The 24119-nt window shown below is 36.6% G+C and carries 19 protein-coding genes; 12 read left to right on the top strand and 7 right to left on the bottom strand.

Annotation, left to right across the window (positions count from 1 at the left end):
- Window positions 1-570: 570 nt before the first annotated feature.
- Complete coding sequence (locus tag ACFTQ7_RS18765) at window positions 571-885, bottom strand: peptidase M4 (RefSeq protein ID WP_053485038.1); 315 nt, start codon at window positions 883-885, stop codon at window positions 571-573.
- Window positions 886-1179: 294 nt separating this feature from the next.
- On the opposite strand from ACFTQ7_RS18765, the gene ACFTQ7_RS18760 reads away from it, so the two are divergent.
- The 9 genes from ACFTQ7_RS18760 to ACFTQ7_RS18720 all read left to right on the top strand — a co-directional run bounded on the left by ACFTQ7_RS18760 (window position 1180) and on the right by ACFTQ7_RS18720 (window position 11664).
- Complete coding sequence (locus ACFTQ7_RS18760) at window positions 1180-2256, top strand: M42 family metallopeptidase (RefSeq protein ID WP_349659152.1); 1077 nt, start codon at window positions 1180-1182, stop codon at window positions 2254-2256.
- A gap of 78 nt (window positions 2257-2334) precedes the next feature.
- On the top strand, window positions 2335-2856 hold the full coding sequence (locus ACFTQ7_RS18755) for a DUF84 family protein (protein WP_386830357.1): 522 nt from the start codon (window positions 2335-2337) through the stop codon (window positions 2854-2856).
- 94 nt (window positions 2857-2950) lie between these two features.
- Complete coding sequence (locus ACFTQ7_RS18750) at window positions 2951-3469, top strand: hypothetical protein (RefSeq protein ID WP_386830356.1); 519 nt, start codon at window positions 2951-2953, stop codon at window positions 3467-3469.
- Window positions 3470-3638: 169 nt separating this feature from the next.
- Window positions 3639-4463 (top strand): DUF1444 domain-containing protein, encoded by an 825-nt coding sequence (locus ACFTQ7_RS18745; protein ID WP_349659155.1) that lies wholly within the window; start codon window positions 3639-3641, stop codon window positions 4461-4463.
- Window positions 4460-5074 (top strand): YtpR family tRNA-binding protein, encoded by a 615-nt coding sequence (ytpR, locus tag ACFTQ7_RS18740; RefSeq protein ID WP_386830355.1) that lies wholly within the window; start codon window positions 4460-4462, stop codon window positions 5072-5074. The genes ACFTQ7_RS18745 and ytpR overlap by 4 nt, the downstream gene beginning before the upstream one ends.
- Window positions 5075-5621: 547 nt before the next feature.
- Entirely contained in the window at window positions 5622-8870 is a 3249-nt protein-coding gene (locus tag ACFTQ7_RS18735; protein ID WP_386830354.1) for a DNA translocase FtsK, read from the top strand.
- Window positions 8871-9098: 228 nt separating this feature from the next.
- Window positions 9099-10412: a UDP-N-acetylmuramate--L-alanine ligase gene (murC, locus tag ACFTQ7_RS18730; RefSeq protein WP_386830353.1), complete on the top strand. Its 1314-nt coding sequence runs from the start codon at window positions 9099-9101 to the stop codon at window positions 10410-10412.
- Between the two features lie 111 nt (window positions 10413-10523).
- The gene (locus ACFTQ7_RS18725; RefSeq protein WP_386830352.1) at window positions 10524-11030 is read left to right on the top strand and encodes a DUF948 domain-containing protein; all 507 of its coding nucleotides are present in this window, start codon (window positions 10524-10526) and stop codon (window positions 11028-11030) included.
- Window positions 11031-11163: 133 nt separating this feature from the next.
- Window positions 11164-11664: a YtxH domain-containing protein gene (locus ACFTQ7_RS18720; RefSeq protein ID WP_386830351.1), complete on the top strand. Its 501-nt coding sequence runs from the start codon at window positions 11164-11166 to the stop codon at window positions 11662-11664.
- Window positions 11665-11715: 51 nt separating this feature from the next.
- On the opposite strand, the gene ACFTQ7_RS18715 is transcribed toward ACFTQ7_RS18720, so the two are convergent.
- Entirely contained in the window at window positions 11716-13869 is a 2154-nt protein-coding gene (locus tag ACFTQ7_RS18715) for a cell division FtsA domain-containing protein (protein WP_386830350.1), read from the bottom strand.
- Between the two features lie 181 nt (window positions 13870-14050).
- Between ACFTQ7_RS18715 and ACFTQ7_RS18710 the strand changes: the two genes are divergently transcribed.
- Together ACFTQ7_RS18710 and ccpA are read left to right on the top strand one after the other, a co-directional pair.
- Complete coding sequence (locus ACFTQ7_RS18710) at window positions 14051-15136, top strand: bifunctional 3-deoxy-7-phosphoheptulonate synthase/chorismate mutase (protein ID WP_197144650.1); 1086 nt, start codon at window positions 14051-14053, stop codon at window positions 15134-15136.
- 505 nt (window positions 15137-15641) lie between these two features.
- On the top strand, window positions 15642-16646 hold the full coding sequence (gene ccpA / locus ACFTQ7_RS18705) for a catabolite control protein A (RefSeq protein ID WP_386830349.1): 1005 nt from the start codon (window positions 15642-15644) through the stop codon (window positions 16644-16646).
- A 105-nt stretch (window positions 16647-16751) separates the two neighbouring features.
- On the opposite strand, the gene ACFTQ7_RS18700 is transcribed toward ccpA, so the two are convergent.
- Genes ACFTQ7_RS18700 through ACFTQ7_RS18690 form a run of 3 tightly spaced genes read right to left on the bottom strand, consistent with a single transcriptional unit; the run spans window position 16752 to window position 19215 of the window.
- Window positions 16752-17912, bottom strand: a complete 1161-nt coding sequence (locus ACFTQ7_RS18700) for an acetoin utilization protein AcuC (RefSeq protein WP_386830348.1) — start codon at window positions 17910-17912, stop codon at window positions 16752-16754.
- A complete protein-coding gene (locus ACFTQ7_RS18695) occupies window positions 17909-18559 on the bottom strand; it encodes an acetoin utilization AcuB family protein (protein ID WP_386830347.1) in 651 nt (216 codons plus the stop codon). The genes ACFTQ7_RS18700 and ACFTQ7_RS18695 overlap by 4 nt, the downstream gene beginning before the upstream one ends.
- 23 nt (window positions 18560-18582) lie before the next feature.
- A complete protein-coding gene (locus ACFTQ7_RS18690) occupies window positions 18583-19215 on the bottom strand; it encodes a GNAT family N-acetyltransferase (RefSeq protein ID WP_079561699.1) in 633 nt (210 codons plus the stop codon).
- A 344-nt stretch (window positions 19216-19559) separates the two neighbouring features.
- Between ACFTQ7_RS18690 and acsA the strand changes: the two genes are divergently transcribed.
- Complete coding sequence (gene acsA / locus ACFTQ7_RS18685; RefSeq protein ID WP_386830346.1) at window positions 19560-21287, top strand: acetate--CoA ligase; 1728 nt, start codon at window positions 19560-19562, stop codon at window positions 21285-21287.
- A gap of 745 nt (window positions 21288-22032) precedes the next feature.
- Here acsA and ACFTQ7_RS18680 read toward each other — a convergent pair.
- Window positions 22033-23010, bottom strand: a complete 978-nt coding sequence (locus tag ACFTQ7_RS18680; RefSeq protein WP_386830345.1) for an insulinase family protein — start codon at window positions 23008-23010, stop codon at window positions 22033-22035.
- On the bottom strand, window positions 23007-24119 hold a 1113-nt coding region (locus ACFTQ7_RS18675), incomplete at its 5' end, for an insulinase family protein (RefSeq protein WP_386830344.1). The genes ACFTQ7_RS18680 and ACFTQ7_RS18675, both read right to left, overlap by 4 nt.

Below are 24119 nucleotides of genomic sequence, written 5' to 3'. Positions count from 1 at the left end.
TGGCTACTCACTATAATTGAACAGAATAGATTTATAACAGTGACTCAATTATAAATAAATTATTATTGTAGTTATTTAAATAAGTATTTGTTACTATCGCTACATTATCATTGAGCTTTCGCACAGATACATTGTTGCTGCCGCTTCGCTTTCGCACAAAAAAATCTGCTAAAGTTTTGTTTAATCACTATAAACTATAGTAAGATGCCAGAAGATACACTCTATGTTAAGTGGTTGATTGGAGTGGAGACTGGGCGACTCCTTGGGGACTAGCGATATAGAGGAACGAAGGCTAAAAACATCACGTCCTGTGATAACGCCTTCGTGACCAACATCATGTTGGCCCAAGCGGCTATCGGACGCCCCCAGGAAGCTCTGCTCTGCGCGAAAGCGAAGCGTCAGCGGCAAAGCGCCCAGTCGGAACGGAAATCAACCTCTCGTTTTGTTGAAGAACCACACCTTAATTTGATGGACATAAAAGTTTTTCTATAACAAGGAAGAAGCCATCTCAAATAGCTGAGATGGCTTCTTTTGTAGTCTATAATTTTTGTCGCGTATTAATGTGTAAGTTTATACTTCTTGTAACTCTACTACAACACCTGAGCGAGCGTCAGCGGCAAATTCAAATGTTTGCATTTCACCCTCATGTAAACGAGAGATACCTCCACGGTATACAGGAATAGTCATAATGCCGTTTGAGAAATTGTCTGTTTTCATAAAAATCCATGAACCGTCAATCGGTGAATCTTTTTTAAATTCCTTTTTTATGTTTTCGAGTACTTGTCCTGCAGGTACATACGGAGAAACCTTTTCACTTGCTTCTTTAACAATGACTGCGGCAGCAAGGCCAGTAGCAACACCAATTAAAAAATCACGTAATTTCATGCTCTTTTCCTCCTTTTTCTATAGGTTCATTTTAACATAGCATAGAGAGTGAATGCACGTTCACACGTTAGCACTTTTTTAGGAAATGTATCATATTTGCGAATTAGGCTTTTGTAGCTGAGGCTTCGCTTTCGCATAGATAAAAACTTTAGCGACTTGGGACACACTGTGAAGATGAACTCCATGTGCACTTATTCCGCTATTCATTGGAAAATGGGAGTCTTCCGATGGATATAGATAAATATGTTACAATGGACAAGGAAGAATATTCTACTTCGTGGGGAGAGAGTCAACATGAATGAGGAAACATTACAATTATTTAAAACATTAACAGAATTACCAGGTGCGCCGGGTAATGAACATGCGGTACGTGCATTCATGCGTTCTGAGTTGGAAAAGTACTCGGATGAGATCGTTCAAGATAATTTAGGGGGTATTTTCGGTGTAAAGCATAGTGAAGTTGCTGATGCACCAAAAGTGTTGGTTGCTGGTCATATGGATGAAGTGGCATTCATGGTTACTTCTATTACCGATAACGGGATGATCCGCTTTCAAACATTAGGTGGTTGGTGGAACCAGGTAATGCTAGCGCAACGCGTTGAGGTATTTACTAAAAATGGCGCGATTCCAGGTGTGATTTCATCAATACCACCACACTTATTAACAGATGCTGAACGTTCTAAACCGATGGATATTAAAAATATGCTTATAGATGTTGGTGCAGACAATAAAGAAGATGCTATTGCACTTGGCGTTCGTCCAGGTCAATCAATTATCCCTGTCTGCCCATTTACACCGATGGCCAATCCGAAAAAAATTATGGCCAAAGCTTGGGATAACCGCTATGGCTGTGGACTGGCAATTGAATTAATGAAAGAAGTTAAGGGTGAAAAGCTAGCTTCACATTTATATTCAGGTGCGAATGTGATGGAAGAAGTTGGTTTGCGTGGTGCTCAAGTGTCCGCAAATATGATTAAACCAGATTTATTTTTTGCCCTAGATGCTTCACCTGCAAATGATATGTCAGGTGAAAAAAATCAATTTGGTCAGCTTGGAAAAGGGACATTATTACGTATTCTTGACCGTACGATGGTTACTCATAAAGGCATGCGTGAGTTCATCTTAGATACTGCTGAAACGAATCATATTCCTTATCAATATTTTGTATCACAAGGTGGTACGGATGCAGGACGTGTGCACACAGCGAATGACGGTGTTCCTAGTGCAGTAATTGGAGTTTGCTCACGCTATATTCATACGTCTGCGTCGATTATTCATATTGATGACTATGCAGCTGCAAAAGCTTTAATTGTGGAACTAGTGAAAAATGTAGATCGTTCGACATTAGCAACGATTCGCGCTAATGTGTAAAAAAGACATCCGTTTGAAATAAGTTAATAGATGCCTTTAGGGGCATCTTTTTCTATGCAAAGAAAGAGGTATTAGAAAATGAACATAGCTATTGGTACAACAAACAAAGCAAAAACAGAGGCTGTTGAAGTTATAGCTAGAAAGTATTTTGATAAACCAATTTTCACTTGCGTTAAGGCTGCATCGCAAGTATCGGATCAACCGATGACCCATGAAGAAACACGCTTAGGCGCAATAAACCGTTCGAAAAACGCAATCGATGAGACGGGTGCCCAATTATCGTTTGGATTAGAGGGTGGAGTGACTGAAATTGATGGTGTGATGTATGTTTGCAACTGGGGAGCTCTTACAGTATCAAATGGCACAACTTATACAGCTTCGGGCGCACAAATTATATTACCAGAAGAAATTGCCCAGGAAATAAGAGCAGGGAAGGAACTTGGACCTGTAATGGAGCAATATACACAACGTCGGGATATCCGACAAGGTGCGGGAGCTGTAGGTATTTTTACGCAAGGATTAGTAAGTCGTCAGATGATGTTTGAACATATAGTTTCACTCCTTATTGGTCAATATTTATTTTCATTAGCGCATGAGTAGTGTCAGTTAATTAGTAAAAATGGAATAGTGAAGTTGCATAATTGATAAAGCTTTTTTAAAATAGAAAAAGGTTAGCAATGAAAGGAAGAAGAATATGTCTTTTACATCGGTGAGAGTTGTTGGCTTACTACTTCTACTTTTGGGGCTTACTGGTTGTAATCTATCGGTTGATGAACAAATTCAAGATGGACTTCAAAATATGAAGACTGTTTTTGCAGAACAACCAGAGGAGCAAACAGATCGTATTGGGGATGTAGAATTATACTTACCTTCAAACTTTAAAGTTGACGATAGTTCAGATGCATATAATATATTAGTAACGAAAGGAAAAGAGAGTTATATTCTTTTCATTAATGATCGTGAAGATGCAGATAGTAAACTATATTACAATTTATTAAAAGCTGATAGCTTAAAAAACATAATCGAAGAAAATACTTATGAAAAGAATGGTATTTTCGGCTTTGCGGCTGTTTTAAAAACTGATAATGAGAACGAATTTGAGCTTATTGTTAGTAATGGTGGTGTGAAAATGACGACCATTTCTCACGCGAAACATATTAAAGATAATCTACACGAGATGACGAAAATCGTTCATTCGGTTAAGATTAAATAATTGGATAGTTTTGAACAGAGCGGTTCACAAACATGTGAGCCGTTTTCTCTTCATTCGGCATATTTTAAGCTACAATAAAGGAACTCAGTTTATAAACGTCACATCCAGTGACGTTATCTGCGCAACAGTGCTGAACCTAAATTGATTTGGAAGAAAGGATGTGAACTAGGTGAAACAAATTAAATCAGAACAACTTGTGTCCCTATTAAAACAACAATTGAATGAGGAAAAGTTTGATTTTGAATTTGACAAAAAGTACGATAAATTACGTCTAAACCATAAAAAAATTGGTAAAGGGATGGAGCTTTCCCTGCCAGGCATTTTAGCCAAATATAATGACAAGCAGGGGGCTGCAATCGATGAAGTCGTTTATACAATCGAGCAAACCTTTAATGCGATGGAGCGAGAGATGGAACAAGGTTTCCAAGCGACTACAAAAATTTATCCAGTTATTCGTGCAACATCCTACCCTCAAGCCTCGAAGGAAGGGCATGTATTCATCACGACTGAACATACAGCTGAAACACGTATTTTTTATGCGCTTGATTTAGGAAAAACTTATCGTTTTATTGATGAATCCATGTTAGAGGTACTACAATTAACAGTAGAGCAAGTTCGTGACATGGCACGATTCTCTGTAAAGCAACTACCAACAGTTTATAAGAAAGATGAAGTTGCAGGGAATGTTTTCTATTTTGTTAATGCTAATGATGGCTATGATGCAAGTCGCATTTTAAATGAAAGCTTTTTGAAAGAAATGCAGACTAAAATTGAGGGTGACATGACGTTATCTGTGCCACATCAGGATGTATTAATAGTAGGTGATATTCGTAATGAAACAGGGTATGATGTATTAGCACAGATGACAATGCATTTCTTTGCTGTCGGTACCGTACCGATTACGTCATTATCTTTTATTTATGAAGATGGGGAACTAGAACCAATCTTTATATTAGCAAAAAATAGGGTTAAAAAGGAGCAAGAAAAACAATGAATATATTTTACAACAAAGAGCATGTAGGCGATGTATTGCTAGTACAATTAGCGACAGAATCAATCGTTAAAACAGAGGTAGAGCGTGCGGGTGATATCGCTATTTTAAAGGAAGTACAAACAGGAGAAATTAAAGCATTTAATTTATTTAATGCTAGTAACTATATACAAACTGTAGCACAAGGTTTAGTTGAAGTTACTCCAGAATTAGTTGCACAGCTAGAGACAGCTATTACAAAAAACGGAGCTGAAATCAGCTTAGATGTAGATTTTTCTCCAAAATTTGTTGTGGGCTATGTAGAAACAAAGGACAAGCATCCGAATGCTGATAAACTAAGCATCTGTGCTGTAAACGTAGGTGACGAAACATTACAAATCGTATGTGGCGCACCAAATGTGGAGGCGGGCCAAAAGGTTGTCGTAGCGAAAATCGGTGCAGTAATGCCTTCTGGAATGCTTATAAAAGAAGGTAATTTACGAGGAGTTGAATCATACGGTATGCTATGTTCAGCACGCGAATTAGCAATACCAAATGCACCTTCTGAAAAAGGGATTTTGGTATTACCAGAAGATGCAACAACTGGTAGTGCATTTGAAGCGCCAACTAAATAAAGTCTTGGAAAACACGGTTTAGCTTTGTGATAGTAAGCGATAACCCAATTTGTACCAAGGTCGAATTGATTATATGTACTTAAAATCGTTATGCTACTAATATGCTAGTAACATAACGATTTTTTTGTCTAGAATGAGCCTCTAAATACAAGTTTCTATTACATTTTTATGGTATGCTTTTTGTTATAGACATTTAACTTCTTTCGGCAAATATTTCCTGTAGCGAAAGCGACAAGGTTTTAACTGTGCGAAAGCGAAGCGGCAGCAAAAATACATGACTGAGTGACCAACGTCGTGTTAGCCCAAAGCCTCCGGCGGATGTCACAGAATTATAGGATGCTAGCCTAAAACCATCGCATCCATGCGATAACGGCTAACTGACCTGCATTGGTAAAAATGCCATGTCCTGTGGCATTACTGAAAGAGCGACATCGTGTCGGCCCTCGTGCAGGCTTAAGACAAAGCCGATTCCGGACGCAATTATGCCGAGGCATAATTGATTTAGTTAATGCTATAAATGAAGTGTAAGAGAAATGAGTGAAACAATGTGAATTGGTTAAAAAAACAAATGGATAAATTTTTAAATAAAGATGACAATGATTACGAATATGAAGAGTTTTATGATGACTATGAAGAAGAACAATCTGAGCAACAAAACTCATTTAAAGAAACAACAGCAGCAAAGCAAAAAACTTTTCGTTTTCCGTTAATTGAGGATGAGGAATTTTCAGCTCCAACATCATTAAAAGAAGCATTCAATCAAATGGACGATGCATCCTCCGGACAAATTGAAGATTTATCGCTACCGAGGCATTTAAATAATCATATTGTAGATTCAAGTGTGTATGATATTGAGGTTTCAGGTATTCGAGAACTATTAGCAAATCGAACGAAAAGAACAGGTAGAACGACGATTACGCGAAGTCAGCCTCAACCGGAGAATCGTTCGAAAGCAAGTCTGGTTTTTCGAGATGCGCAAAATGAATTGCCTACTACACCTAAAGAAACGAAGTATCCATCAGAAAAAACAGATGAAAGTGATTTGCAGGCTAATCGCAAACGTTTTGTACCAACTGATGTTCCGTCACCAGTCTATGGTTTTACTAAGCCGAGCCCAATTGAGCAACTATTAGAGAAACGGAAGGAAGAGCACGACAAAAAAGAGTTAGAAATACCTACAGCAACTGAGTCTATAAAAGAAGCGACAACAAATGAGGCTATTGAAAATATACTGGAAGTAAAAGAGCCTATTAGCGCAGAGCAAAAAGAAGGACCTGAACAGTTAGAAATCCCTGAAACAATTGAAGCATTTACTAAGAAGCCGATTACTTTTGATGATAAATTATCAGACGAAACCAATCATCCTAATGATAAAACGACAGCGGAATTACCTGTACCGCTAACAACTTCTTTTGCCGTAGAATTTGAAGACCAAGTGAAAGAAGCTGTTCAGCAAGAGCTGAATATTGAACAACTTCCGGTTGATCAATCAGAAATTCATGTGAAAGAAGTAGTTGTAGAACAAGTACAAATCGAAAATTCTACCATCCATATTGGTGAAGTTACAGTAGTCCAGCCATCCGTGAATGAAGGTCGTGAGCAAGATATATTGCAAGAACAATCTGTAGAAGAGCAACCGGAAGAAAAGAAAGAAAAAAGTGGTGGCGTTCCATTCAATGTTTTAATGCTTAAAACAGATAAAGAGAAATGGAGAATTCGACAGCAATTAAAAAATACGATGCCGACCCCTACAATTGTTGGAAAGGATCAAGAGGAACAGGCGCCTTCTTCTGAGCCGTTTCATTTAGAGGAAGAACATCGATTAGTACCATCCAATGAAGATAAGATTCAACAATCTATACATTTAGAAATTAGCGAGTTAGAGATGGATGATACAGCAACACCACATTCGTCGAAGGAAGACGAGGTTTCTATTCCGAATACTGCTCCATTCAATGCTACAACAGAAAGTGTGTCGGTCATTTCAATGGCACCAGTTGCATCAATGTCGAACGTTTCGACATTAGAAAAGACTGTGATTGATGTTGAAAGCTCCGACGAAATTTCAGCGACTACTGAAACGGAAATGGGAACGTCTACCGAAAAGGAAGTAGAAGTACCTATTGAAACGGAAATGGAAGCAATTACCGAAAAGGAAGTAGAAGTACCTACTGAAACGGAAATGGGAACGACTACTGACAAGGAAGTAGAGGTAACTAACGAAACGGAACTAGAATCAACTACTGATCAGGAGCTTACTACCGAAAATGTAGTGATTCCCGAGAAGAATTATGTTGATCTAGAAGAATATCCAGAACAACCTTCTAAATCAGATGAAACATCCGTGGAAAATCAAGTGATGGAAATGCCTCAAAAACCTGTGCGTGTGTATCAAAAGCCAGATGATGAGTTTTTAGAGCCACCTGAGGAAAAAACACAGGATACTGAGTGGATGGAGCAACAGGGAGATACGTTAGTCGAAGCTTTGTCTTATTTCCAAGTCTCAGCTCAAATAGAATCGATTATGCAAGGACCTGCCGTGACGCAATTTGAAATAACAGTGAGTCATGGTACGAAGGTTAGTAAAATCCGTAATCTATCAGATGATTTGAAGCTTGCATTGGCAGCGAAAGATATCCGCATCCAAGCGCCGATTCCTGGGAAGAGCTCAATTGGCATTGAGATTCCGAACCGTGTATCTCGCGCTGTTCGATTATCGGAAGTGACAAATAGTGCTTCTTTCCTTGAGTCAGATTCACCGTTAGAAGCAGCATTGGGTCTGGATTTAACAGGGAAGCCTGTAACCATTGATTTACGAAAAATGCCACATGGTTTAATTGCCGGAGCTACAGGTTCTGGTAAATCAGTTTGTATTAATTCAATTTTGGTTAGCTTATTATATAAAGCTGCACCACATGAATTAAAACTGATGCTCATCGATCCTAAAATGGTAGAGTTAGCACCGTTTAATCATATTCCACATTTAGTTAGCCCAGTCATCACAGATGTTAAAGCGGCTACAGCTGCACTGAAATGGGCAGTGGAGGAAATGGAGCGTCGTTATCAGTTATTTGCTCATGCGGGTGCACGTGATATTACACGTTATAATGCAATTGCGGATAAAAATAATGAACATAGCTTAAAATTACCGTATATTCTAATTGTCATTGATGAATTAGCAGATTTAATGATGATGTCTCCTGCAGATGTAGAGGAGGCAATTTGTCGTATTGCGCAAAAGGCACGTGCTTGTGGTATCCATTTAATTGTTGCAACTCAAAGACCTTCTGTTGACGTTATTACAGGGCTTATTAAATCAAATATTCCTACACGTATTGCTTTCGCGGTATCTTCACAAATCGATTCGCGTACGATTTTAGATGGGCAAGGTGCAGAAAGGTTACTTGGACGGGGCGATATGTTATATTTAGGCAATGGTATGTCTGCTCCAGTGCGTTTGCAGGGTACATTTGTGACAGATGATGAAATTGAAGCGATTATTGAGCATGTTCGTGAACAAGGAGAGCCAGATTATATATTCGATCAAGAGGAACTTTTAAAGAAGACGGAAGTTTCGGCTGAGCAAGATGATCTGTTTGAGGATGTATGTCGATTTGTTTATGAGCAGGGAGGTGCTTCTACTTCCTTGATTCAGCGCAAATACCATATTGGTTATAATCGTGCTGCTCGTTTAATCGATATGTTGGAATCACATGGTTTTGTGTCTGAGGCAAGAGGCAGTAAACCGAGAGAAAGTTATATTACAGAAGAAGATTTAATTGCTATGTTTGAATAAGAATTGTATTGTTTTCGTATAGATTATCTTAATTACGTCGAAATTAGTTTTTTTAGAAAAGTTACACATTTATCCTTATGCATAAATAGTGCTATAATAGACAAGATGTGTTGATTAGTACGTATTTTTTAGTACTACCAAAGGTATTAATACCTAATAATTAGTGAAAAAATACGTTACACCTAATAGATGATAGAAGGGATATTGAATTCCCGGGGGGTTTAATTAATGACAGTTTTTCATTTCACAGGCATTAAAGGTTCTGGCATGAGTTCACTTGCACAAATCTTATTTGATGCTGGTGAACAAGTACAGGGCTCAGATATTGATAAATATTTCTTCACGGAACAGCCGTTACGTGAGCGTAATATTTCAATTTTTTCATTTAATGCAGATAATATTAAAGAAGGTATGACAGTTATTGCAGGGAACGCATTTCCTGATGATCATCCCGAATTAGAGCGTGCACGTGAAATCGGTGTAGAAGTTATTCGTTACCATAAATTTTTAGGTGAATATATTGGTAATTATACGTCGATTGCTATTACAGGTGCACATGGTAAAACATCTACGACAGGCTTAATGTCTCATGTTGTAGGTGGTTATAAGCCAACTTCTTATTTAATCGGTGATGGAACAGGAGCTGGGCATGAAAATGCTGACTTCTTTGTAATGGAAGCATGTGAATACCGTCGACACTTTTTAGCTTACAATCCCGATTACGCAGTAATGACTAATATTGATTTTGACCATCCTGACTATTTTGCAAACATAGAGGATGTATATTCAGCCTTTCAAGCATTAGCATTACAAGTTAAAAAAGCCATTATTGCTTGCGGTGATGATGAACATTTACAACGTATTCAAGCGAAAGTACCCGTTGTTTATTACGGATTTGGGGCTGAAAATGATTTTGAGGCTCGTAATGTTGAAAAAACAACAAAGGGTACAAAATTTGATGTATTTGTCCGCAATGAATTTTATAGTACATTCTTTATCCCGTTGTTTGGCGATCATGCGGTATTAAATACTTTAGCTGTTATTACACTTTGCCAATATGAAGGTATTTCACCAGACATCGTTCAAGAACGTTTAAACACATATAAAGGTGTGAAAAGACGTTTTACAGAAACGGAAATTGGGAATAATGTTTTAATAGATGACTATGCACACCATCCAACTGAAATCCGTGCAACGGTTCAATCGGCACGACAAAAATTTCCGGATCGTGAGCTAGTAGCTATTTTCCAACCACATACATTTACACGTACACAAGCTTTTTTACAGGATTTCGCAGATAGTCTAAGTCTTGCAGATACAGCATATTTATGTGATATATTTGGCTCTGCAAGGGAAACACAAGGCGCACTTTCAATCCAAGATTTAGCGTCTTTAATTGAAGGCAGTGCAGTGATTACCACTGAAGGAATCGATGTGTTGACAAAGCATAAAGGCGCAGTATTTTTATTTATGGGCGCTGGCGATGTTCACAAATTCCAGGATGCTTTTGAAGACGTGCTAAAGAACAACGAAACAGCTTAGTCCGCAAGGAATAAGCTGTTTTTTCTCAAAAATGAGAAGGGATTCCGTTTTTTTTGTCGAAAATAAGGAAATGAATAGTAAAGAGAATTTGTACTTGCAGGAGGTCTAATTATGGAAGTTATTTTGTATATTGCAGCAATCATCGCAGCAATCGGTTTTTTAATTTTTTGTGTGAGTGTAGGAATGACATTAATTTCGCTCAAACCAATCCTTAACAGTTTAGCAGGAACATTATCAGGTATAGAAGGTCAAATGGAAGGTATTACACGTGAAACGACTTCCTTACTAACTAAAACAAATAGCTTGGCAGAAGATATTCAAGAAAAATCTGAACAGTTAAATTCTGTTGTTCATGCAGTCAAAGGGATTGGCGACTCTGTGAATGGTTTAAATAAATCTGTACAGCAAATTACTTCTTCAATTTCTACAAGTGTGGAACAAAATGAAGAAAAAATTGCACAGGTTGTTCAGTGGAGTAATGTCGCAATCGGCATTGCTGATAAGTGGAAAAAACGTAAAATTATCGAACAAGCCAATGAGGCGATTCAAGATGATGTTTATCCTTTTGAAGCAGCGCAAACTGAGAAATCGAAAAGAAAATGGGGCCGTAAAAAATAATTATTGTTCGGTAGGCGTTAATGCCAGCTGAATAAAAATAAAGTCTTAGGCATAAGTTGAAGAATGCATCCGCAAAAGCAGATGGACAACCAGTCTAGGCAAATTAGATAATAAGATGGGGAGGAATTGTTGCATGACAACTCAAAAGCCGAATTTTAATGAAGTGAAGGAACAACAACTTGAAAGTTCATTGCCGCAGCTTTATCATCCGCAAGAATCGATTTATGAAGAGGAGCGAGTGAACATGAAGGATTTCGTTATTGGTGCATTAGTTGGGGGTATTGTAGGTGCAGCTGCTGGCTTATTACTAGCTCCGAAATCAGGAAAAGATTTACTTAGCGATGTAGCAGTACAAGCTGTTAACTTAAAAGATAAGAGTGCAGATTTCTCGACAACTGCAAAAGATAAAACCGTTCAATTATCTAAACAAATTCAAGAACAATCTACACAATTAGTAGAGAAAGTAAAAACATTAAAATCAGCAAAGGCACCAACTGTTTTTGACGATGGTACTGTTTCTTTCGAGGGTGAAGAGCCACTGGAGGATTTCATTCCTAGCGAAGAACCTGAAGCACAGGATGCTAGTGAAAAAAAGGAACAAGCTGAAGAAAAAAGTGAAGAAGTTCGCGCGTAATAGATAAAAGGGATACGATACATCTGACAACGATGTATCGTATCCCTTTTTTTAAGATATAGGCGCTTTTTCTAGTAAAATTTCTAGTTTATCTCCACCGAAAATCTCCATATCGAAGGTTGCTGGTTGACCATTTCGTAAAATCGTAAAATTACCTTTAAAAGTAGTAGGCAGTTGCCAATTAGAGAAACGGAACACATCCTGGTATATCCAACGACTTCGGTCTTTCTCTTTAAATGAAATAGCGGCCCCATTTGGAACGGTTGAATGAGGTGATACCACTACTTGATTTACGAGAACTTCGTTAGCCATTTTTTTTAGCTCTACTACCTCGTTTTGAAAGTGTATGATGATTTTATCCTCAAGTAAAACACTCATTTGGTCAGCAATCCGTTGAACGGTAGGGTATGTTTGTTGCTGAAATGTAAGTACATCACCATCTTGTACAGCATATGACATTTTTGATGGTTTACTATTAATCATTAAATGAGCTGAAAAATCTGGTAAATAAAGTGGCTTTCCATCCACTTGAATATAAAATGACTCAAATTGTTTTAATAACGCCCAATTATTTGTGAGCTTAAATACATCCTCGACTGTTTCAGCTATTTCAAACATCACAACATCTCGATCATTTAATGCACTATCGAGTGATGCAGGGGAACCATTAACAGTTATTTGTGGCTCAATTACATATTTTGTTTCTTGAATCGTAACGGTTTTAATGGCAGCATCATCTACAATATCTCTCACCGTAGCATTAGCTTGCTGACCGTCTTGGCCTTCAATTAGCTGGATGGCATCACCTGTTTTAATCATTGTTTTAGTGGATGCTTGGTGGCCGTTCACTAAAATTTCTGCCGGTTGACCGTGACCACCAGGAATGAAAATATCTTGTCCATTTACATTCACTGATAGTCCATGCCCTGGTTTTCCATATAACTGCTTTGCTCGAATATTGGCTGCTAAAAATGCATCAGCAACAGTCATTTCTTTTAATTCAAAAAGGCGCACTACTTGTTCATTGACAGTTAGACTCATATATTGAATAGGCGTTTTTTTTGCCGCAATGGCAATACCAATTGGAGTCACTAATTCAGGAGATGCTTTAATATGATCTTCCTTTGTTAAGTTTTGAATAGCGTCAATCCCTCGAACAGCAATGCGATTGGCAGGTAAATTTAGTATAAGTCCAAGTTCAGTTGTAAGTTTGGGTGTTAAGCTACCTCCACCAACAAGCATTACCGCTTTAGGAGCTGACTGATTATTAAGACGTAATATTTCTTCTCCAATGGCTTTCGCCAGTTGCTTGACAGCAGGATCAATTGCTTGAAGAACTTCCTCTTTCGGATAATATTGATCAAAGCCTAAAATATCCTGAATTAATATTTCTTCTGCTGTTTGCAGTTGTCGTTTCGCTTGTTCGGCAACTGGGAAGTCGAGTAAATAATGGTCACTTAATGCTTCTGTTATTTCATCACCAGCTGTTGGTACCATGCCATACGCGACAACAGTACTTTTATCGGTAATGGCAATATCAGATGTACCAGCACCAATATCAACTAACGCCACATTTAAACGACGCATCGTTGGGGGGATAAGCACGTTAATAGCTGCAATAGGTTCTAATGTTAGTGCATCCATCTCTAAATCCGCCCGTTTAAGAGCCGCGATAAGGGATTCTACGACAACTCTTGGCAAGAACGTAGCAATCACTTCAATTTGTGCTTCATCGCCTTGCTGATCGAGTAGGCTACCAATCTCTTCTCCATCTAAACGATAGTATAGAACTGAATAACCAACACAATAATAGTGGCTTATTTTAGCATCATCTTTGTGTTGAAGGAGCTGTTGTTGTGCCTGTTGAACAGCTTGTAGTTCTAAACGGCTTATATCTTCTTCTGTAAAGATTGGCCGATTACGAATATTGATTGTCACGCTTGCTTGTTCTGTTTTCAAAGAGCGACCAGCGGCAGCGACACTCACTTTTGTTAAAGGACCATGCTTCTCTTCAAGTTGATGTTTAATTTCATTGATTAAATCTGCCACATACATGACATTATGTATTTGACCATCTACCATGGCGCGTTCTTTATGTTCTTTTACTAAAATGTCTTCCACGTGAAAGTGGTCATTATCTTCTGCTAAAATAATTCCTACTACAGAACGTGTACCGATATCAAGTGCAAATAATTTTGAACTCAATGTACTCGCTTCCTTTCTCGTAATATGTTAATATAATTATATAATTTAGCGAGTTGAAGCGCTAAATTAAAAATACGTGACATTCTGTGCAACATTGATTATAATGTTGCTATTATCTAAAAATGTAACATACATTTCAGAGTTCTGAAAGTGTCTGTCATTAGGAGAGGAGCAAGAAAGCATGAGCCAAAAAGATTTAGAAAGCTTACGTAGTCAAATTGACGGTTTGAACTTAGAAATTCTTCGTCTAATTAACGAACGAGCAGCAGTAGTTGATGAAATCGGTAAGATTAAAGAAAAACAAGGTGTGATTCGCTATGATCCATTGCGTGAACGACACATGCTTGATCTTATTAAAGAACACAATCAAGGTCCATTAAACCAAATGACGGTAGATTATATATTTAAACAAATTTTTAAAACAGCTTTAAAACAACTTGAAGCAGACAAGAAAAAAGAGTTACTTGTATCCCGCAAGAAAAAATCAGAAGATACTGTCATTAATATAAATGGTGAGCTAATTGGACAAGGAAAACCATCTTTCGTATTTGGACCTTGTGCTGTAGAGTCATACGAACAAGTAGCAGCGGTAGCAGAATCTATTAAAGCAAAAGGTGAAAAATTAATTCGTGGTGGTGCTTATAAGCCACGTACTTCTCCATATGACTTCCAAGGTCTAGGGTTAGAAGGACTTAAAATTTTAAAACGTGTGTCAGAGGAATACGGTTTAGGCGTTATTACGGAAATTGTTACACCAGGTCATTTAGAGGAAGCATTAGATTACATCGATGTTATCCAAATTGGTGCACGTAATATGCAAAACTTCGAATTATTAAAAGCAGCGGGTGCAACAAATAAACCTGTCCTTTTAAAACGAGGCTTAGCAGCGACAATAGATGAATTCATTCACGCAGCAGAATACATTATGTCTAAAGGAAATGAAAACATCATTCTTTGTGAGCGTGGTATTCGTACTTACGAAAAAGCAACACGTAACACATTAGATATTTCTGCTGTACCAATTTTAAAACAAGAAACGCATTTACCAGTATTTGTAGACGTTACGCATTCAACAGGTCGTCGTGATTTACTATTACCATGTGCTAAGGCGGCAATTGCTATTGGAGCTGATGGCGTCATGGCAGAGGTGCATCCAGATCCATCTGTAGCACTTTCAGATTCACAACAACAAATGGATATTCCAACATTTGATGCGTTCTACCAAACACTACAAACTTTCATGAAGAACCATGAAATCAATGCTTAACTTTTTTCAGCAATTATTTTCTGTACCGAAAGCGTAGCGACAGGTACAGAAGTCCCCCGCCTCTATAGCTGGTGAGATAGAATACAGATTTAAGTTACTTTTCAGCGGGTGTCCAAACACCCGCTGAAATAGAGGAACTCAGTCTAAAAACGCCACGTCCTGTGGCAACGGCTGAATGACCAACATCGGTGTTGTGTTGCTGTCGCTTCGCTTTCGCACAGACAAAAACACGGTGCTGCCGCTACGTTAGCACTACGCTTTCGCGCAAAAAGCATCTGTTGGCCCAAAGCCGATTCCAGACATAATTTGTCGGGGCATAATTGATATGTTGATAAACACCGCTTGCTTTAATCGGCAGGTGGTGTTTACTATATAGTGACAAAATAATGTCTAGAAGAGTACTACTTGTACTTGGTTTTTCTTTGCATATACATACTGCTTCTTGAAAAGAATATGAAAATTATCGTATGATAAGGCTATTAAAGGAAAAAGGGAGGCACGTACGATGACTGTTACAATTTATGATGTTGCAAGAGAAGCAAATGTTTCAATGGCAACTGTTTCTCGTGTAGTCAATGGTAATCAAAACGTAAAACCGGCAACACGAAAAAAAGTATTAGAAGTAATTGAACGATTAGAGTATCGTCCAAACGCAGTAGCGCGAGGATTAGCAAGTAAGAAAACAACAACAGTTGGCGTGATTATCCCGGATATTGCAAATAATGTTTATGCGGAGCTGGCACGTGGTGTTGAGGATATTGCAACAATGTATCGTTACAATATTATTTTAGCCAACTCAGACCAACATGAAGATAAAGAGCTTCAGCTACTGGATACAATGCTGGGGAAACAGGTTGACGGTATTGTCATGATGAGTGATGAAGTAACTGAAAAAATGCAACAAACTATGGATCATTCTCCTGTGCCGATTGTACTTGCAGGTTCAGTAGATGAATCACAAACAATTGCGACTGTTAATATTGATTATTACCAAGCGGCTTATGAGGCGGTTACATTACTTATTCAAAATGGTCATAAGCGAATCGCTTTCGTAACAGGTCCGCTTTCGTATACTATTAATGGAAAATTCAAACTTGCAGCTTATAAAAAAGCCTTACAAGATGCAGGTTACCCTATAGATGAATCACTAATCGCTGCGGATGAATCGAGCTATGATATGGGCTTAGAGGCGTGGGAAACATTATCCTCACTTGAAAATCCTCCAACAGCTTATTTTGCAGGTAGTGATGAATTAGCAATTGGATTGATTCATGGTGCACAGGATGCAGGCAAAGATGTACCTGAGGATATCGAAGTAATTAGCTTTGAAAATTCAAAATTAGCTCGCATGGTTCGTCCACAGCTAACAAGTGTCGCGTTACCACTATACGATATCGGAGCTGTCGCAATGCGCTTGCTGACAAAATTAATGAACAAAGAGCCTGTTGAGGACGAAGCGGTTATTTTACCGCATCGTATTGAATATCGACAATCTGTCAAAAGTAAATAACGATACTTAACACGTAAATCTGTTTAAGGATTTACGTGTTTTTATATAGACGTATAGATGACTAAGAGCAAACGAAAAGCCCCACGATAGTCGTGAGGCATAGTGTTAAGCGCGGTTCTCATTGCGAATAATATGTAGCGCTTTGGTTAGCATTTGCGTGTTTTTTTCTTCAATTTCAGTCTTTCTAGGGATTGGCTCATATAGTGGATTTGGATCCTCCCAAGTTGGAATAAAAGGCACAGGTGATTCAGGCTGCCATCGATCTAACCATGCTTGAGGGAGGGGTCCTGTCGGTAATTGCTGATCTGTCATTTCAAGCCAAAGCATAGACCATGCGCGAGGCACAACGCGCCAAATATCGTAGCCTCCACCGCCAACAGCAATCCATTTCCCCCTGCAATATTCATGTGCTAATTTATGTGCAAGTTTTGGAATTTCCCGATAAATATTCATTGTCCCATATAAATGTGTTAATGGATCAAAAAAATGTGCATCTGCGCCGTTTTGTGTAAGCACAACATCCGGCTTGAAAAATTCAAAGACTTCTCGCATAGCTTTTTCATATATTTCTAGGAAACTCTCATCTTCCGTAAAAGCATCAATTGGAAAATTAAAAGAAGTGCCATAACCCTGTCCATTTCCACGTTCCGTAATATTACCAGTTCCGGGAAAAAGATAACGACCTGTTTCATGAATAGATAATGTACAAACATCTGGATCTTCATAAAAACTCCATTGCACTCCATCCCCATGATGGGCATCGGTATCTACATAAAGTACACGAGCATTGTATTTTTCCTGCAAATAGCGAATGGCTACAGAACTATCGTTATAAATACAAAAACCCGATGCACGGCCACGGAAGCCATGATGTAGCCCTCCACCTAGATTGAGGGCGTGCTCGGCCTTTCCTTCCATAACATAATCGACAGCTGTTAACGTTCCACCGACAAGCTGTGCACTTGCTTCATGCATATTTTTAAAAATGGGTGTATCTTCAGTACCGATGCCATAGCTTTCACATAGTGCCTCTGAGAGCTCGCCATGACCTGCTCTTTTAACGATATCAATATATTTTTGATCATGTGCAAGTAAAAGCTCTTCCTCTGTAGCGACACGAGCTGGAACGATATCAAAATCAGTAAGAGCATCAATATTCTTTAGCAAATCCATTGTAAGTGTCAAGCGTTTATGATTGAAAGGATGAGTATCTGAAAATTTATATCCGAGTTGCTCTGGCGAGTAAACAAATACTGCTTTTTTCATTGTAATGAAACACCTGGTAAATTTGGCCATAATACATCAAAGCCTTCTTTACGAAGTTTTTCAATCATAGCTAGTGGATTCAGGGTTTTTACTCGGACACTTAATATTTTATTTTGCGTATTTTCAGAGTCAGGATAAACTAAGACACTTTGGACATTTGCATGATGTTCGCTAAAAATTTTTGTGACTTCAAATAATATTCCTGGCGTATCGGCTACACGAATTTCAATTTTTGAGCCAGGTTCAGTGGCGCCTGTTAACTCTATATATGTATAGAGTAAATCTGTAGTAGTTACAATCCCAACTAATTTCCCTCCAGAGACAATGGGTAAACATCCTATTTTGGATTCATAAAAAGTAAGAGCTACTTCTTCTACGAAATCAAGTGGATGACCGACAAGTGGATTTTTAATCATAATTTCTTCCACTTTTGCATTAAAAACTGGAGAGTTAGGTTCATCCCGTAATGAGGAAGGTAAAGCCTCTTTTATATCTCTTTCTGTGATAACCCCGAGAACGTGATGTTCCTCATCTACAACTGGCAAATGACGTACTTTTTTCTCACGCATTAATTTCAGTGCTTCAACGACTGTATTTGTCGGAGCCAGTGTGTGAGGCTCATCATTCATAATTTCTTCTACGATCATATACTCATCCCCTTGTGTTGGTTTTAATACATGAAGCGATTTCTAAAACGAAGTCTATCAAATCTTTCCATTGTCTCAGGGGGCACGCGTTTTCCTTCACGTGCCATCAAGCAGTTAGCAGGATGTGATGTAATTTCAGGGTCATCTGTAGCAAAATATTCGAAGTTGGCAGAGCCCATCATTTTCTCCATCATTTTGCGATAATCCCAAACATTTAAACCAGTCCCTTTTAAGTCCCAATGCCAATAATATTCGGTAGTGATAACAAGATAATCTTCCATTTCATCTCCCATAAAAGACACGGCTAGTAGTGCCTTGCCAGCACCTGTACCACGATATTCTGGAATGACTTCAATAGCACCTAGCTCAATCATGTTATCAATTCGATCTTCCGCCCATCGCTCAAGTGGATCGGGATATAAGTAAGTGACGTAGCCTACAATAATGTTTTCATTTCGAATAATAATAATTCGTCCTTCAGGAAGCCCTGCAATTTCTATAATGGCTTGCTGTTGTTGCTTTGGAGGTCTAAAAGCAACCAAGCCTTCGTGGAATGAATATGTAGCTAATTTTTCTGGAGGAACAGGTCCTTCCACATACACAGTACCATGCTTTGTTTCCTTTGTGACAGAAAAAAAAGTTCTTTTATGTTCCATGATTACACCACCTGAGTTTAATAATTCCATTATAGCTGATTTCCTGCGGAAAAACGTTATTTATTGCAAAATATACCTGTGTTTTTAGAAAAATGAAAATATTAAGACATTCTTGGTGAATTCGTGTAAAATATATGTATATTGCAACTGTTATTCAACAGATGAATGCAGTGTGAATAAGCATTCACTAATTTTATACTACCTAAACTGTTGTATAACAATTGCTGCATAACGTATTTGTCTTTGGGGATGGTGGCGGATTTTGAAGGGGGAAAATGATGAAATTATGATTTGAAATTTGCTTACTAATGTACTAAGGCGATAGCAAAGAGAGGGGTAGTTTCATGGGGATGAAAATGTTGGAGAAGTTGAATGCTTTACCGGGACAATATAATTTGCTTGACTATGAAAAAGCTGCGGCAACACATGATTGGGCAGAGACAGAAAAGGGATTTAGTTGGTATGAAACAGGGCTTGTGAATATGGCATACGAGGCAATTGACCGTCATACAGAAACACATCGGAAAAACAAAGTTGCACTTTATTTTAATGATGGAAAACGTAAAGAGGCTTATTCTTTCAATGAAATGAAGAAGCTGACAAATAAAGCTGCAAATGTTTTTAAGGCAGTAACAAATTTAGAAAAAGGTGATCGATTATTTATTTTTATGCCCCGTTCACCGGAGCTTTATTTTTCTTTATTAGGCGCTTTGAAAATGGGCGTAATCGTAGGTCCGTTATTCGAGGCATTTATGGAAGGTGCTGTTTATGACAGACTTGCAGATAGTGAAGCTAAAGTATTAGTGACAACACCAGAGTTACTTGGACGTGTACCTTTAGAAAAACTACCACATTTGCAGCAAGTCTTTTTAGTAGGGTCTGATATAGAGGAAACAACACAAATTTTAGATTTTAATAGACGCTTGAAAGAAGCATCTTCTCAATTTGACATTGAATGGGTGGACAGAGAGGATGGGATGATTCTTCATTATACGTCTGGATCAACAGGGGCACCAAAGGGAGTATTACATGTTCATAATGCAATGCTTCAACAATATCAATCAACACAATGGGTATTAGATTTGCGAGAAGACGATATCTACTGGTGTACGGCTGATCCAGGATGGGTGACAGGCACAGCATATGGCATTTTTGGTCCATGGTTAAATGGTGTCACTATGCTAATTGTGGGTGGGAGATTTTCACCACAAGCTTGGTACCAAGCTATTCAGGATTATAGTGTAACAGTTTGGTATAGTGCACCAACTGCTTTCAGAATGTTAATGGGTGCTGGTAGTGGTATGCTTGAGAACTATGATCTATCTTCGGTACGTCATATTTTATCTGTTGGTGAGCCGTTAAATCCAGAGGTCATTCGTTGGGGGACTGATGAGCTAGGTCACCGTATTCATGATACGTGGTGGATGACAGAGACGGGTGCGCATATGATTTGTAACTATCCTTCTATGGATATTAAGCCAGGTTCAATGGGTAAGCCATTACCAGGTATTCATGCGACGATTGTTGATGACGCTGGTAATGAAGTACCGCCTTTTACAATGGGAAATCTAGCAATCCGACGTGGTTGGCCAGCGATGATGCGTCAAATTTGGGGAAATCCAGAGCGTTATGAATCCTATTTCTTAAAAGGTGAATGGTACGTGACTGGGGACTCTGCCTATATGGATGATGATGGTTACTTCTGGTTCCAAGGGCGTATAGATGATGTTATTATGACAGCTGGTGAGCGGGTAGGTCCTTTCGAGGTAGAAAGTAAGCTACTAGAGCATCCTGATATCGTCGAGGCAGGGGTGATTGGCAAACCAGATCCTGTGCGAGGTGAAATTATTAAAGCGTTTGTATCCTTACGTGAGGGTGTAGAACCTTCAGATGCATTGACTGAGAATATTCGTAATTTTGTTAAGAGGGGCTTATCCGCACACGCAGCACCTCGTGAAATCGAATTTAAGGATAAGCTACCAAAAACGCGCAGTGGTAAGATCATGCGTCGAGTGTTAAAGGCGTGGGAGTTAAATTTACCAACAGGTGATTTATCTACGATGGAAGATTAATTTTGTAAAATAAGAAGCAGGAATTTATTCGTTCTGCGAATAATTCCTGCTTTCTTTTTTTATCAGGGCCAGCAAGCGGTAGCGCGGGAGGATGAAAGCAAAATTCAAATTTCTTTGTCTTTCTTGACATAGTATCATTCTTTTAAATAAAGTAATGCATAAAGTTTTAAGAATATAGATTGTATTAATATAAAAATTATTTCTTCACTATTTAAAATTATTAATACAGATAGAGAAAGAAATAGCGTAATAGAGAATAAATATATTCTGTTTTTAATTTTGGATTTAAATATAGAGGATATATTGTATAGACTGCATATGAAAAATATTGATGAAAGAATATACGATACATATATATTTAAATTTAGTTCAAAATATGCAATAACTTTTAAGCCAATACCCCAAGAGATAACATTAGTAATTAATAAACAAAAAATTTTATTCTTGGTAGGAATTTTATACTTTAATAGAATTTTATTTATTTCCATTAAATTATCTTCTTTTTTTAATTTTGAATATTCTTTATTAATACATGACATATTATAAACGATATTAAAAAATTTTGATTGAAGTGGAAAAAGTATCAAAGATAATAATATACAAAATAAAAAGAATAAATTATAAGAATGTCTCTTAGAATTAAGTAATGTGTCTAAACTTTTATAAAAATAAGTATCAAGTTCAAAAGTATAATACATAATAGATAAGATCAAAAAAGGTAAGAGTATATAGCGAATTTTCATAATTAATTAACTTCCGTTATTAAATTATCTAATAGTGTTTCTAACTTAAGTGAGTTAGACATACAGTCATAAAATCTTGAGAAATCACCTTTTTGTATTTTGAAAAACTCTAAAAATCTTAAAGCACTATTTGGATCCTCAAGTAAGTCCACTACTCTCTTAAATGAATTATTTTTAAAAATCAAATAATCATCATTATCAAAATGTATCTTACTTAGCTTTCTATAAGCCTGATTGGTTTTAATATACCTACCATGATATGTAAAATTAAAATCTCCACAGAACGTTAAATATAAAACTTTAATAATTATTTCTATATTTTTTCCTGAGATAGTGCATTCTTTATCGATAAATTTGATTGGAATATGAAGAACTCCGTTATTGTAATTATTTGAAGTAGATTCTTCGTTATCAATACTCATATCGCCATATATGTAGATATGAGTATTATTTTTTTGATAATTTTTGATAGATAATTTAGATAGTTCTTCAATTGTTAGAGATTTCACCTCAGGAATTCTCCCAATAATTTTTCTAATGAAATTTAATTGTTCTTTATCAGAGATTAGTAAATCATAACCCTTAATTTCATTAATAATGACTTTTTTCTCTTTTTCGAATATATCTATAGAAAATGTATGATTATATAAACTTTTTAGTAAATGATTTATTGAAATGGTTATTTGATTTTTTGTACAACATAGTGAAAAATCAGTTGTAAATTCAGACGTTGTTGCATTTAATACCGTTTGTAATTTATTCATAGTATCGTATAAATTTGTATTATTATACCAAAATTTCATATGTTCTAGAAAATGAGCAGCTCCTGGTGTTGATTGAAGACCACCAATATTTACTACGACACTAATGTTATTAATGAAAGAGTGGCTATTATGGTATGAGGTAGTGATTATACCATTGTAAGTTGAATTTGTTGTATTTTCATCCATTTTTTGGAATAATAGTCGATTTATATTCATAGATTGTCCTCTTCTTTTATAAGAATTAAATCACTATCACTAAGGTATTTAATTAATTCATCCAAAGTGACATTTTCTATAACTTCAAATATATTATTCATATATTCGATTGAATTGCCACATTTTAAATAAAAGTTCACAAGACCATACTTTTTTTGAAACTTATATCGATATTCATTAGATAAAAATACTTTTAATTCATTTAAAATATTTTCATTCAATTTTAAGTTATGAAATGAATAAATAATAGATTTATAAATTTCTTTTATTTGATTCTTTTCAGATGTAAATTGAATAAATAAAAGGTCTGTATCTTCATCAAAATGAGCTTCAAAATGATAAAGTTGAAAATTATTAATTCTAAGAGTTTTGAATAATAGCGAATGACCATATTGTGATAATAGACATTGAATCATTGGCCCTAATATATACTTACTATGTGAATTGGATTCTTTAAAGTAAAAACAAATTGTATTAATTTGTTGACCGTTTAAAGAATTTTTTTTAATGGCTATATCTTTTTTTTGTATAGTATTTAACTTAGAATTAAAAATGTTATTTTTTCTCATTTTTATATTATTTTCTTTAATTTCACAAAAAATATTTTTATCTTCCCTAATTTTCATAAAATATTCATATAATAAATCTATATTTATTTCTTCATTTATTCCATTAATACTACCGTGTCTTTGAGTTCCAATAAGTAAATCATTAAATAGCTGATCTTTAATCAAACTTCTAGTATAGTTGAGAGGATTACTATGATATCTAGTTATTTTTTGAATTTGTTTATTTTTAGCTTCAAGTAACTTATTATAGAAAGATTTTTCATCTAATGATAAGAATTCCTTTATTTTAAGTTTACCATCTATATATTTTTCGTTGATAGCATCAATGTAAAGAATGCTATAAAAATTATTATCAATACGAATAATTCTCGGATAAACTTTATAAAAAATATTATTTATCTCCTCGTAATATAAAGAAAGAATATTGCTTATTAAAAATTTATTGTTTATATCTTCGATATTGTAATTTAGTGGAGATGAAATATAAATTGTTAAATCATAAAAAGAAAATGGTGCTTTATTTATTTTTAAGTACAAAAT

This window comes from Lysinibacillus sp. NPDC056959, assembly GCF_042674095.1.
In the GTDB taxonomy this organism is placed as follows: domain Bacteria; phylum Bacillota; class Bacilli; order Bacillales_A; family Planococcaceae; genus Lysinibacillus; species Lysinibacillus zambalensis.
Note: the sequence above shows the minus strand (reverse complement) of the source record. Positions and strands in the feature narration are given on the sequence as shown.